Source organism: Rhizobium sp. PAMB 3174, from assembly GCF_052908375.1.
On the sequence record NZ_CM128608.1, the window covers coordinates 459030 to 471395 of the forward strand.

13 protein-coding genes and 1 pseudogene are annotated in these 12366 nt (G+C 59.6%); 13 read left to right on the forward strand and 1 reads right to left on the reverse strand.

Annotated elements, in window-relative coordinates; translation table 11 throughout:
- The first annotated feature begins 33 nt into the window (after positions 1-33).
- The 3 genes and pseudogenes from ACU5AY_RS02225 to ACU5AY_RS02235 all read left to right on the forward strand — a co-directional run.
- The gene (locus ACU5AY_RS02225; RefSeq protein ID WP_446823161.1) at positions 34-594 is read left to right on the forward strand and encodes a TRAP transporter small permease; all 561 of its coding nucleotides are present in this window, start codon (positions 34-36) and stop codon (positions 592-594) included.
- Between the two features lie 41 nt (positions 595-635).
- Positions 636-1895: a TRAP transporter large permease gene (locus tag ACU5AY_RS02230; protein ID WP_446827817.1), complete on the forward strand. Its 1260-nt coding sequence runs from the start codon at positions 636-638 to the stop codon at positions 1893-1895.
- A gap of 167 nt (positions 1896-2062) precedes the next feature.
- A pseudogene (locus tag ACU5AY_RS02235) lies at positions 2063-2488 on the forward strand (IS630 family transposase); the annotation flags it as partial.
- Between the two features lie 306 nt (positions 2489-2794).
- On the opposite strand, the gene ACU5AY_RS02240 reads toward ACU5AY_RS02235, so the two are convergent.
- On the reverse strand, positions 2795-3322 hold the full coding sequence (locus ACU5AY_RS02240) for a MarR family winged helix-turn-helix transcriptional regulator (protein WP_446823163.1): 528 nt from the start codon (positions 3320-3322) through the stop codon (positions 2795-2797).
- Between the two features lie 172 nt (positions 3323-3494).
- On the opposite strand from ACU5AY_RS02240, the gene ACU5AY_RS02245 reads away from it, so the two are divergent.
- From ACU5AY_RS02245 to ACU5AY_RS02290, 10 genes are all read left to right on the forward strand, one after another.
- Positions 3495-4037 (forward strand): flavin reductase family protein, encoded by a 543-nt coding sequence (locus ACU5AY_RS02245; protein WP_446827818.1) that lies wholly within the window; start codon positions 3495-3497, stop codon positions 4035-4037.
- Between the two features lie 59 nt (positions 4038-4096).
- Positions 4097-5386: an acyl-CoA dehydrogenase family protein gene (locus ACU5AY_RS02250; RefSeq protein ID WP_446827819.1), complete on the forward strand. Its 1290-nt coding sequence runs from the start codon at positions 4097-4099 to the stop codon at positions 5384-5386.
- 72 nt (positions 5387-5458) lie between these two features.
- Positions 5459-6766 (forward strand): MFS transporter, encoded by a 1308-nt coding sequence (locus ACU5AY_RS02255; protein ID WP_446827820.1) that lies wholly within the window; start codon positions 5459-5461, stop codon positions 6764-6766.
- Positions 6767-6794: 28 nt separating this feature from the next.
- A complete protein-coding gene (locus ACU5AY_RS02260; RefSeq protein ID WP_446827821.1) occupies positions 6795-8189 on the forward strand; it encodes a carbohydrate porin in 1395 nt (464 codons plus the stop codon).
- Between the two features lie 30 nt (positions 8190-8219).
- Positions 8220-8627 carry a nuclear transport factor 2 family protein gene (locus ACU5AY_RS02265; protein ID WP_446827822.1) on the forward strand — a complete coding sequence of 136 codons (408 nt, stop codon included), beginning with the start codon at positions 8220-8222 and terminating at the stop codon, positions 8625-8627.
- Positions 8628-8663: 36 nt separating this feature from the next.
- A complete protein-coding gene (gene gstA / locus ACU5AY_RS02270) occupies positions 8664-9272 on the forward strand; it encodes a glutathione transferase GstA (protein WP_446827823.1) in 609 nt (202 codons plus the stop codon).
- 215 nt (positions 9273-9487) lie between these two features.
- Positions 9488-10387: a VOC family protein gene (locus tag ACU5AY_RS02275; protein WP_446827824.1), complete on the forward strand. Its 900-nt coding sequence runs from the start codon at positions 9488-9490 to the stop codon at positions 10385-10387.
- Between the two features lie 16 nt (positions 10388-10403).
- Positions 10404-10562 carry a hypothetical protein gene (locus ACU5AY_RS02280; protein ID WP_446827825.1) on the forward strand — a complete coding sequence of 53 codons (159 nt, stop codon included), beginning with the start codon at positions 10404-10406 and terminating at the stop codon, positions 10560-10562.
- A 46-nt stretch (positions 10563-10608) separates the two neighbouring features.
- Positions 10609-11499, forward strand: a complete 891-nt coding sequence (locus ACU5AY_RS02285; RefSeq protein WP_446827826.1) for an acetoacetate decarboxylase family protein — start codon at positions 10609-10611, stop codon at positions 11497-11499.
- A gap of 13 nt (positions 11500-11512) precedes the next feature.
- A complete protein-coding gene (locus tag ACU5AY_RS02290; RefSeq protein ID WP_446827827.1) occupies positions 11513-12361 on the forward strand; it encodes a fumarylacetoacetate hydrolase family protein in 849 nt (282 codons plus the stop codon).
- Positions 12362-12366 lie beyond the last annotated feature (5 nt).

Consider the following 12366-nt stretch of genomic DNA (forward strand, 5'->3'; position numbering starts at 1 on the left):
CGGATCTCACCTTTGCAGAGTGGAGTAAAACATTTGCCGTTCATAGATAATATTGCGCGCCATGCAACGCGATGGCTGGCTCTGCTGGGCTTTGGGGGGCTCCTGGTCCTTGCGATCATGACTGCAGTGGATGTGATCTCCCGGTCATTGTTTTCCACTCCGATACATGGGGTCAACGACGTCAGTTCGGTCGTCATGGCGGTCGTGATCGCATCATGCATACCCGCGAGCCTTTACGACCGCAGCAATATCACGGTCGAGGTTCTCGGCTCCGTGGGCGGGCCGTGGCTTGAGCGTCTGCTCAGGGTTTTCTCCAGCCTTGTGGTCTTCATCTTCATGTTGCTGATGGCCTGTTACTTTGTGCCATATACGGAAGAAATCTACACGACCGGGCGCCAGACCTGGGTACTGGCTTGGCCGGTTTGGCCCTGGTGGGTCGCGGCAACGACGTTCCTGTTCTTGGCCGCTGTCGTGCAATTCCTGAATTTAATCAATGATATCATTGTTATGTTGACCGGGGGACGGGTCGATCCGCAAGGGATCGAAACGAAGCCAGCCAAATCGCATGACGCAAACTCGGAAAGTGGTTTGTAAAAATGGAGCCTTCTGTCATTGCTCTGATCGGCTTCGTCGCCATGTTCACGCTGGTCGCGCTCCATGTGCCGATCGGTGTTTCCATGGCCGTCGTCGGTATTGTCGGCTTTGCCTCGATTGCCGGCTGGGACCCCGCGCTGTCGCTTCTCGCTTCGGAACCCGCTTCGACAATGGCTAGTCTCGATCTGGCCGTCATACCCCTGTTCATGCTCATGGGCGGTCTCGCCACTGCAGGCGGCCTGGCCAAGGACATATTCGAGACGGCGGAAGCGCTTGTGGGGCATCGCCCCGGTGGCCTTGCCGCCACGACCATTGTCGCCAGTGCCGGTTTTGGTGCCGTTTGCGGCTCGGGCGTTGCCACCACCGCGACATTCGGGCGGGTGGCCCTGCCGGAGATGCTCCAGCGCGGTTATTCCCCCGGCAGTGCGGCCGGCGCGGTTGCCGCCGGCGGAACCCTTGGTATCATCGTGCCGCCTTCGAGCATCATGATCCTGTACGCCGTGCTGACGGAACAGTCCGTTCTTTCGCTCTTCACGGCGGCCGTCATTCCGGCCATTCTTTCCGTGACGCTCTATATGATTGCAATCTGGTTTGTCGCCAAGCGCAACCCGGCTGCCATGCCTGGAACAGAGCGCCTCCCCTACAAGGATCGGATCAGAGCCATAGGCAAGTCGTGGGGCGCCATAACGCTGGCGATTATCGTGCTGGGTGGCATTTACTCGGGGGTCTTCACGGTCAACGAAGCAGCCGCAATCGGCGTGGTTCTGGCATTCCTGTTTGCGATCTTTCGCGGCCGTCTCAACCGCAAGACGTTTCTGGTCGTGCTGTCGGATGCCAGTGTGTCCACCGTGATGATCTACATCATGGTGTTTGGGGCAATGATATTCTCCTACTTCATCAGCATATCGGGTGTGACGACCGACATTGTGGTCGGTATCAACAATCTGAACCTGCCCCCGCTTGGAGTTATCTTCGTGCTGGTGGTGGTCTATCTCTTCCTTGGGTCCATCTTTGACGAGGTGGCCGCCATCGTTGTGACGCTGCCGTTCGTGTTGCCGATTATCGTTGCGATGGGCTACGATCCGGTGTGGTGGGGCATATTGAACGTTGCTCTTGTCGGTGTCGGCATGCTGACACCGCCCATCGGTATCAATGTTATGCTCTTGAGTTCCATGCGATCGGACATTCCTCTTTTCACGATCTATCGGGGAATTACACCGTACTTCCTGGCGGATTGCGTTCGCATCCTGATCCTCGTTCTGTTTCCTCAAGTGACGCTGTGGTTGTTGCATGCAGTTTAGAGCACATCCATTGAACGCAGAATCGGCTTGAGGATTTCTTCGCTACCGGAATTCGGATTCCCTGGCTCCGAATGATGGTTTGGTCGGATGGAATATGCCCCGAGCTTTCAGCGATGATTTTCGGAGCCGCGTCTTGACCGCTTCACGCGATGGCATGTCGGCGCGCTGTCGGCATGATCGAAGAGGCAAAAAACATCACGCTCGACGAGATGGTCCTGCGACTGGCCGAAGAATGGGTGTCTCCCTTGGCTGCTGCGGTATTGATGTCTGGCTGCGAAAGCGCGTCTGGACATTCAAGAGGGGACCGCACCTGCATTGGAGCAGGAACGCTCCGACCTTCTGAAGCGCGGCCGGGACTGGTTCGACGGGCAGCTCGATCTCGATCCGGCACGTCTCGGCTTCGAGGTCAGGCTATTTGCGGAGAGCGGTGCCGTTCCCAGATCCCCCACGGATACTGGAAAGCGACATTCATCGGAGCACTCAGACTTTCGAACATGACCGCACCCTTGGCCCTCGACTGCGCGATGAACGGGATCGCGTTTCTGGCCTATCTTGCGCTGTTTCTCGTTCCAACCGTGGCACCGGGCAACATCACTGAAGGCGGTCTTGCGCGCAAAAGCCGAGCGGACCATCGATGCACTTTTGGATGCCGTCGCCCGTCGAGTTCGAGAAGCAGCAGAAAATCTAACCCGAGGGTGTCTACGAAACTCGGGGCTATTCAAAACCTGCAAATTCTCCCACTCGGGAAGTTCGCGTCAAAGCCCTCGGCATAAGCCATGGTGAGCTTTTGCTTTTTGGGCTTGACCTGCCCCCGAAGTCTTATCCGGCTGTGATTTGAGCAGGACCATCAAGTTCATAATGCCTGACCGCGGCCGTTGGGCAACTTTGCCACATGCCCGTCAGCCCGGCATGATGCGAATAAGCTTTGTCAATGTCTCTATGAGGTTGGATCTTTCCGACTCTTCAAGGCCTCTGATGCCCTCCAGAAGGTGGGACGATCTAGCAACCGCTTTGCGCGTCTTGTTGAGCAGCTCCAGTCCTGCGTCCGTGATCTCGATATATATGGTCCGCTTGTCGGAGGGATGGGGTACCCGCTTGAGGCAGGACCGTTCCTCCAGCCGTGTCAGCCTGCCGGTGATCGCGCCGGTCGTCACCATGCAAAGGCTTGCAAGGTCGCTCGGTCGTAGGGACTGCCCCTGCGGGCATTGGGCGAGATGAGTAAGAACATCGATTTCTCCGACGCCAATACCGAAGGGCGCAAGAATTGACTGCAGGGATTCCTGGTCCAGTTGGTAGAGGTGGCGAATTCTCATGGCGATCGCGATCGGGGAACTGTCCTCACCAGGAAAATCATTCTCCCATTGCCGGACAAGTCCGTCGAAGATCTTCTGTGTCTGAGAAACAGGGCGGTCCTTGGTATCAAACATCTTGCAGCCAAATCTCCGAAGCTCGTTGGAGCCTAGCAAAGCCAGGCACCATGCGCAAATTGCCGTTTTGCCTATAGATCCTAAGACGCAACTTCGAAACAGCCTGTGTTGACAAAAATCATTTTAGCACTAAGATACCACTAAATTAAATGAGGAGGAGGTTATGAGGTCAATGTGTCATGCGATGGTCGGCGATCTGCCAGCTGTCCGAAGCTCGGATGCATTTCCAAGCCTGGAGACGCTGAAGGCCGCTTTCGGGCAACTGCCGTCCGGTGTGGTCATCGTCACCAGTGTCGGGCCTGCCGGTGAACCCACCGGCGCTACGGTCAGTTCGTTCAGTTCCCTGTCCTTTTCCCCACCCCTGGTGGCTCTGGGTCTGGCAGACAGTTCCAAGACCTTGGCCGCCATTCTCAATCATCGGCATTTTGCCGTCCATTTCGTTTCCGAACCCAATCGGGACGTCGCGCTTCGTTTCGCCTCAAGTGCAGGCAACAAGTTCGATGGAGTGGCCTGGACACTTTCCGAAAAGGGAGTGCCGCTTCTCGCGGATTTCCACACGTCCATAGAGTGCGTGCTCGACAGCACGCATGCCGCCGGCGACCACCAGCTTCTCACCGGCCGGGTCATTTCGGCCTCTGTCGATCAGGAACCCGGCGCGCCGGTCGCCTGGTTCCGCCGCGGCTTCCATTCGTGCCAGCCGCTCGCCGCCTCCTGACTACCTGAAGCCGCGACCGGCATCCATGAAAAGATAAGGACAATATCGTGAATATGACCATGAAACCCTTTGAACAGCCGATGGGGCCGAAGGGGCTTGAATCGCCCTATTCGACCGAAGTCGGACGGAGCATCCGGGAACAGGCTTCGCAACTGGTGCCATTGCTGCGCAAGAATGCGCTGGAAGGCGAAAAGCGCGGCGCTCTTGCCGACGAAAGCCTCAAGGCGCTGAATGACATCGGCGCTTTCCGGCTCACCTTGCCGACGGAATTCGACGGCCATGCGCTCGGTGCTCGCGACGTCGTTGAGATCGTCAGCGAGGTGGGGCGTGGTGACGGGGCAGCCGGCTGGATGATCTTCGTGGCCGGTGGCCTGCGCAATATCCTGACCTTCCCGGACGAGGCCGTGAAGGAGATTTTCGACGGCGGGCGGGACTGGGTCGGTCCGCTCGCGGCCGGTGCCTCGATCTTTGCGACCAAGGTCGGTTCGGCGCGACGGGTCGAAGGCGGCTGGATGGTCAGCGGTTCGTGGCATTTCGGAAGCGGCTGCAAGCACGCCAAGTGGATTGCGGTCGGCGTCGACTACGAACGGGCGCCCGGCGAGATGAGCCGCGCTATGACGATCCTCGATGCCGAGCAGGTCGACATCATCGACAATTGGCATGTGATGGGGATGAAGGCGACCTCGTCGAACAGTCTCACCGTCAAGGAAGAGCAGTTCGTGCCCGATCGCCGCTTCATGGACATGCGCGACTTTCCGATGCGCATGGACGAGACGCGGCGCCGTTACAGCGGTCTCGCCAGCAAGTTCGATGCGCGCGGCCTGATGCTGCTGACCAATCTGACGCATATGGCGATCGTGCTGGGCATGGCCCGAGGCGCGTTGGATTGCTACGTCGAGATGGCAAAGAAGCAGCAGCCGTTCAACCTGCCTTACCCGCGGGTTGCCGAAATGGCTTCGACGCAGGTCTGTGCGGCGAAAGCCTACGCCATGATCAAGGCGGCGGAAGCCGTCGCCTATCGCGCCGCCGACACGCTGGATCGCCATGCCATCGAAGGCATCGAGATTTCGCACGAGCAGGAGCAGTCCATGATGATGGAGGCAGTCTATGCCACCAATTCACTGGATGGGGTGCTCGGGATGTTGCAGCTCAGCATCGGCTCGGCAACGGTCAGCGACAACAACCCGGTCCAGCGGTTTGCGCGCGACGTCCGCGTGGCATTGCTCCATGGGGCAGTCCGTCTCGATCCGACGGCCGAAATCTTTGGGCGCCAGCTGATGGGAATCGCGCCGTTTCCGATGTTCGCCGGCGGATTGCCCGACCGGTCACAGCCAGCGCCAGCGAAATAATCCGAAGTCTGTGCGGTAGGAGGCCGCACAGACAACTCAACGGGAGGAGAGACTTTGGAACAGGGAGTGAGGGTGCACGCCGTCAGAGAGCCGGCGAATGCACGAGGTTTTGAGTTCAGCTATGACGCCTGGAGGGTTCTCGGCGCGCTTTGGCTGGTTGTGCTCCTCGTGGTGGCGGTGCCAAGCGCTGGCATTTCCGTCATCAATGCCCGGATGATCGCCGATCTCCATATCGACAGATCTGTCTTTGGTCTGGGCTTCGGCATGTTCGTCATGATGATGGGCTTCCAAGGCCCGATCGTGGCGATGTTGATGCAGAAGTTTGGATACCAGCGGACTGTCACGTTCGGCTGCTTCATTCTGGTCATCGGCTCCGTCGTCATGGCGACAGTCGTCAGCACTGGCTGGCAATATGTCATGGGCTTCGGGGTCATTGTCGGCACCGGCGTCTGCGTTGCAGGCATGCTGCCCGCTCAGGCCGCCATTGCAAGATGGTTCCATGTCCGCCGCGCCCTGGCCGTATCGGTCGTGCTTTCGGCAATCGAGTTCGGCGGCTTTCTGTCGCCGCCGGCGCTCGACCGTCTGCTTGCCGTGACGGACAACAACTGGCGCTTCGGCTGGTGGGTGATTGCCGGGCTCGCAACCGTGGCGCTCCTGACCACGCGGCTGGTGCTCAACGAGCGTCATGTCGAACGGCTTGTCCTGGACAACCCGACGGTCGCGGAGACGCAAAGCGAGTCCACCGTCTTCAAGAGCCGGGTTCACTGGACCCTGAAGGAGGCGGTCAAAACCAGGGCGTACTGGCTCATTCTGGCCTATATGAGCGTGGCCGGCGTCGCATGGGTGTTCCTGATGGCTCACGGCGTCGTTCACCTTCAGGACCTTGGCTACTCATCGAGTGAAACGGCCATGGCCATGGCGATCACCATCGTCGCATCCTTCGTTGGCAACATGACAGCTGGCTTCCTGGGCGACCGGATTTCGCCTGCGGTCATCGCGGCCGCCGGTATGGTTCTCGTCACCATCGGCTTCTTTCTGCTGATCCAGCCGCATGGGTTCGACGGGATCTGGATGTATGCGGTGCCGGCGGGCATTGGCTACGGCGCTTCGCAGGTCTGCCTGATGACGCTGCTGGGCAACTACTTCGGCAGGGAATCCTTCTCGGCGATGTTTGGATCGATGATGCCTGCGTCAACCCTCTGCGCCGCCGCAGGCGCGGCCGGTGCCGGCGCGATCTTCGACCAGACCGGATCGTACGGGCTGATGTTCGAGATCATCATCTGCCTTTGCGGGATTGCAGCCTTCGCCATTCTCGTCGCATCGCCTCCAAGGCATGCCGGCGACAAGAGGACACGGCTCGCCGACGCCATCGGCCGCTGAGGGATTTTTTGGGAGTGGGAGGATTATTATGCGCATCAGCTTCATGCATGCTGTGCCGGCTTTGTTATTGCTCGCGACGTCCGTTTCCGCACAGGAAACATCCGGGCAGGACGGGGGCGTGAAAATCAATGTGCCACGGGTTGGCCCGATCGGGATCGAGCCGGAACCGGTTTATGTAGGGCCGCTGGCGGAGACAGGTGCCTGGCTTCACGACCACGGCATCGACATCAATCTTGATTACGTGAACATCTACCAGAATGCGCCTAATTTCGGCTTTACCGAAGGTTCCTCGGCAAATTACGGCATGTTCGTCCTGGGTGCGACCGGCAACATCACACCCGATCTCAGGGTCAAGTTGGTGGAGACGATCAACCACCCATCCTACAATGTCGACAGCTACCTGTTCGACCTTTCGAACTCGTTCTTCCCGGTCCCGATTGTCGATTCCGATACGGACCTGTCGAGGCTCACGGTCGAGGCCGACTTTCTCGATGACCGGCTTGAAGTCGAGGGGGGGCGCCTCGGCCTGGGGCAGGACTTCATGAAACGCGGCTTTTGCGGTGGTATTGGCTGCGTGAACTCCACGCTGGCGATCACGCTCAACATGCCAGGCGAAGCTCTCTCGGTCTGGGGCGCGCGGATGGCTTACGACATCAACCCGAATACGACATTCGGCCTGGGCATGGTGGAGGACAACCCCGATAACTGGCAGAGCGGAAACGGTTGGGACTGGGGGCAGGGCAGTGCAGACGGCGTCATAGCGATTGCCAATGTGAGCCATGAGGAATCGTTCTTCGAGAATGCCAATCCCCTCAAATACGAGGTCGGCGGCTATTACCGCTCCACTTCGTATGAGGATGCACTCTACAATTCTGGCTGGGGCAATCCGACATTCGGACCTTCCACCAAGATCGTCGATCACAAAAACACGGTAGGCCTTTACGGTCAGTTCCGTAAGGTTGTCTGGAGCGAGCCGGGCGAAGGCCCGATTCCGGAAAATCTCGCGCTTTACGGCGGGGTATTCCATACGTTCGGCAGCGGCCAGGCCTATCCATGGGAAGCCTATGCGGGCATCGAGTATTCCGGTTTCTGGGATGCCAACCCGGTAGCGACGATCGGCGCGTCCGTTCATTACATCCGGCTCAGCGAAAAGCGCGCCGAATATGAACGCAATGCGAGGCTCTTCATCTCCGGTGTTGATGAAAAGCAGCCGCAGGACACGTTCATGTTCGATGTGCACGGCAGCCTTGGTGTGTTCCAGCGGGGCATTCTGGATATCGGTGCGGCCTACATCGTCAATCCCAACACGTCAGTCCTCGCGGACTACTCCAGCTCACGGCAGAAAGACGGCTTCGTTTTCTACGCAACCCTGGCTTTCGATATCAGCGGCGGCCTCGGGCTGTCCCCATTGCGCCGGCCTTAAGCCCGGCGCTGCACTTCAGAAGGAAAAGACATGGAACAGGACAACAAGGAACAGCTCGAGCGCAACAAGCGTCTGGTTCGAGATTTTTATCGCCGTGTTTTCGACGGCCAGAATGCAGACGCGATCAAGGATTTCGTGACCGAAGACTATCGCCAGCACTGCAGTCACATTCCAAGCGGCCTCTCTGGCCTCGAGGATTTCGTCCGGGCGGTCTTCCCGAACGGACCAGTGCCGGAACCGGAGGAGATGCGCATCCCTCCGACCTTCATGATTGCCGAGGGCGACATGGTGGTTCTTGCCGCCTATCTCCCCCAACCGGAGCCCGACGGCAGCGGTGAGAGCTACGACTATTACATCTTCGATGCCTTCCGCGTGCGCGGGGACAAGCTTTCCGAACACTGGAGCAGCGTCAACAAGATTGCACCGCCAAAGCATTGATTGAAATGCACAATACAAAGATTGGAGTATGAAAATATGAAACTTTATGAGGTCCCCGGCGCCTGCTCGACGGCATCGCGTATCGTCCTGGAGGAGGGGGGCATCCCCGTCGCTCTTGAAACGGTCGATATCCGCACGAAGAACCTCGCGGACGGCACGAGTTATCTGGCGGTCAACCCCAAAGGCCAGGTTCCCGCACTGGTGCTCGATGACGGACGGATTCTCACCGAGGGGGCGGTGATCATGCAATACATCGCCGACCAGGTGCCCGATTCCGGCCTGCTGCCGCCGCCGGGCAGCTTCGAGCGGTACCGTGTGCTGGAATGGACGAACTACATCGCCACCGAATTGCACAAGACCTTTTCGCCGCTGAACCGGCCGAATACGCCGGTCGAGTATCGCGAACAGACGCGATCGATGTTCCTGCCGCGCGTCTTCAGCGTGCTCGACGCCCGTCTGGCCGAGAGCCCGTACCTTGCCGGCGATACGTTCACGATTGCCGACGCCTATGCCTTCGTCGTCCTCGGATGGGCCAAGAGGGTCGATCTCGACCTCTCCGCCTGGCCGCGGATCGGGGCCTATCTCGAGCGGATCGGCGAGCGCCCCTCGGTGCGGAAGGTCATGTCATCGCATCCGGTCCATTAAACGGATGTGGCCTTCGGGCCAAGGACTGAACCAATTCCGGACGGTTAGATAACAGACCGTCCGGTTCCCTGCGGGCCTCGTCCGCAGGATCCGAAAATATCTCTGGCGAGCGTTTTCCCTCCGCACAGGCACCTGTGCGGCAAGGGTGCCTGCGACCTTTGAAAAAGGCTGCGCGGCTTTCCGGAGGAAGCACCTACTCAAGAGAAGGAACGGGAATGACTTATTTAATTCGGCAAATGGGACATGTTGTCATCTCTTCACCCGACCCGCTCGGAGCCGCGGAGGATCTGTGCGAGGTCGTGGGTCTGCGCATTACCGAACAGGATGGGGATTCGGTCTATCTTTCAAGCAACGACCGGCATCACGAAGTGACATACGTCAAGGGTGACGGCAAGGCAGTTGCCTGCGGCCTGGAGGCTGTCGGGCCGGAGGCGGTCGAGGAAGTGAAGCGGCGCGCATTGTCCGATGGACTGACGGTGCTCGACGACAAGCCGCTCGGCAAGCATTACGACCGCGCCGTGCGCCTGGTGGCTCCTGGCGGCACGATCTTCGAAGTTCACACCCCGATCGCCCGCAACCAGCCGCGCCGCTACAATTACTCGACGCCTGGCGCTCGTCCCCGCCGCATCGAGCATATCAATTCCTTTGCGCCGGATACGCTGGCCTTCGGCGAGTTCTGTGAAAAGGTGCTGGGCATGAAACTCTCGGACCAGACCGGCGATGACGGGCTGCGCTGGTATCGCGCCGAGGACGGCTATCACCATACGATCGCCATGGGACCCGGCGAGCCTGGCCTGCATCACTATGCATTCGACCTCCATTCGCTGGAGGATCTGGCCGCCATTGCCGACAATCTGACGCTCAAGGACCGGGCCTTGGTCTGGGGGCCGGGCCGTCATGGCGCCGGCGGCAACATCTTCACCTACTACGCCGACCCGCATGGCTGCCTGGTCGAGAACTCGATCGAGCTCGACCGCATCGACAATGATGCGACCTATGAGCCGCGCACCTGGGACATTTCGGAAGGCTTGGCCGGCCGTTGGCTCAACCTGTGGGGCACACCGCCAACGCCCGGCTTTCTGCGCCCGGGAATTCCGTTTGACCCGGACTTCTGATGGCGGACCATGCTGAATGGATACCGACCCCGCGTGCGGTGACGGAAGCCAAATCATGACGGAATGCAACGCCATGATTTTTGGCTGTGAACCTGCCGGAAAGGTGCCGGCCCTGCAGTCGCTCGACTGCGGCCACACGGTGGCGATTGTGGAGCGCCGGCCCGGCGCCACGTGACCATTCGATTTTCTACACCGCTTTAGCCTTCCAAAGGAGATACACCATGGGCTTCAAACCGAACCCCGAACATCGCTACCGGATGCCTGTCGTTTTCGGCCCTGCGATAGGTCCGCGTCAAAAGCCGGGTGGCGGGATGTGGTCGCTGGAAGAAACCGGTACCATGAATGCCGAGTGGATGGCGATTACCTATCGCACCGATCCCGACAGGCTGAAGGCGCTTCTGCCGCCCGGCATGAGCCTGCGCGGAGAGCCGCTGCTCAGCGTATCCTGCGCCTGGTTCAAGAACCTCTATTGGCTTGCTGGGCGCGGCTACGGCATATTGTCGCTCGACTTTCCGGTAATCTACAAGGGCAAGACCGAGACGCTCGAAGGTTCCTTCTGCCCGGTGATATGGGAGGGCCAGCCCGAAGCGATCCTCACGGGCAGGGACGAGATGGGCTTCCCCAAACTCTTCTGCGACATGCCCGAAATCGCCTGGGATCGCCATAAGGGGACTGCGTCCTGCGAGACGTCCTGGTTCGGCTTCAGGTTTTTCGACATCGCGCTCACAGACATGGTTGAAGAAGACGCTCCGCCCAGCCTGCCCGGGTCCGGCGGCGGGGCTGCCATGTACTACAAATACGTGCCCCGCACCAATCCGCGGCACGGCGCGGGCGCGGATGTTGCCTATGTCACCACACCGGCGCCGCGGCCGGGTGAGGGACGGCCGGACGCGATCAGTTTCGAAGGCTATGATTTCAAGCGTTGGAAGGCGAAGGGCAGCTTCAACTGGCATCGCGCCACGTTCGAGCAGCTGCCGACGACTTTCCATATCGTCAACGCGATCGCCGACCTTCCCTGCCTCGAAATCGTCAAGACCGAGATGGTTGCCTTCTCGGGGCCGGGCATCGGCGTCTCGGTCAACAGCATCCGGCCGGTCGAACCCGCCGAGTAAACAGGAGAAAGACATGAAACTTGCCAGATTTGAAGTTGAAGGAGAGGCACGGCTCGGCCGGGTGGAGGGCGATCGGATCATCGACCTCAGCGCGGTGGCGCCCGAGCTTGGCGGTTCCATGCGACAGCTGATCGAGCGGTTGCCCGAACTTCGCCCGGCCATTGAAAAGACGGGGACGCCGAGCTTTGCGCTGTCCGAGATACGTCTGCTGGCGCCGATCGCTGATCCCAGCAAGTTCCTGGCGATCGGCATGAACTACAAGGCGCATGCCGAGGAGGCTGCAGCAGCCGGTATTCCGACGCCGAAATCGCAGCTGTGGTTCAATAAGCAGGTCTCCTGCATCAACGACCCGCATGGCGACATCGTGATTCCGGCGGTTTCGGACAAGGTGGACTACGAGGCGGAACTGGGATTCGTCATCGGGCGGCGATGCCGGCATGTCAGCCGGGACAATGCCCGCTCCGTCGTTGCCGGATATTTCGTCGCCAACGATGTAACCGCGCGCGACTGGCAGTTTCGTTCTCCCACCTATACGCTTGGCAAGAGCTTCGACACCCATGGGCCGATCGGTCCGTGGATCACGACCGATGACGAGATTGCCGATCCGCACGCACTGACGCTGACGCTCTCGCTCAACGGGGAAGAGCGGCAGCGGTCGTCGACCGGCGACATGATTTACGACATCTGGGACCAGATAGCTTATCTGTCGACGGTAATGACATTGGAACCGGGCGACATCATCGTGACCGGGACGCCATCGAACGTCGGCATTGCGACAGAGACGTTCATGAAACCGAACGACGTCGTTCGTGTCGAAGTGGCAGGTCTCGGGGCGATCGAAAACCGGTTCGTCGCGGAATAGGCAAA

Bases quoted from the DNA above. Each gene is read 5' to 3' on its own strand.
- ACU5AY_RS02265 (WP_446827822.1), top strand. From the start codon at position 8,220: ATGGAACAGGACAACAAGGAACAGCTCGAGCGCAACAAGCGTCTGGTT.
- ACU5AY_RS02290 (WP_446827827.1), top strand. From the start codon at position 11,513: ATGAAACTTGCCAGATTTGAAGTTGAAGGAGAGGCACGGCTCGGCCGG.
- ACU5AY_RS02285 (WP_446827826.1), top strand. From the start codon at position 10,609: ATGGGCTTCAAACCGAACCCCGAACATCGCTACCGGATGCCTGTCGTT.
- ACU5AY_RS02230 (WP_446827817.1), top strand. From the start codon at position 636: ATGTTCACGCTGGTCGCGCTCCATGTGCCGATCGGTGTTTCCATGGCC.
- ACU5AY_RS02240 (WP_446823163.1), bottom strand. From the start codon at position 3,322: ATGTTTGATACCAAGGACCGCCCTGTTTCTCAGACACAGAAGATCTTC.
- ACU5AY_RS02280 (WP_446827825.1), top strand. From the start codon at position 10,404: ATGGATACCGACCCCGCGTGCGGTGACGGAAGCCAAATCATGACGGAA.
- ACU5AY_RS02275 (WP_446827824.1), top strand. From the start codon at position 9,488: ATGACTTATTTAATTCGGCAAATGGGACATGTTGTCATCTCTTCACCC.
- gstA (WP_446827823.1), top strand. From the start codon at position 8,664: ATGAAACTTTATGAGGTCCCCGGCGCCTGCTCGACGGCATCGCGTATC.
- ACU5AY_RS02250 (WP_446827819.1), top strand. From the start codon at position 4,097: ATGAAACCCTTTGAACAGCCGATGGGGCCGAAGGGGCTTGAATCGCCC.
- ACU5AY_RS02245 (WP_446827818.1), top strand. From the start codon at position 3,495: ATGTGTCATGCGATGGTCGGCGATCTGCCAGCTGTCCGAAGCTCGGAT.
- ACU5AY_RS02260 (WP_446827821.1), top strand. From the start codon at position 6,795: ATGCGCATCAGCTTCATGCATGCTGTGCCGGCTTTGTTATTGCTCGCG.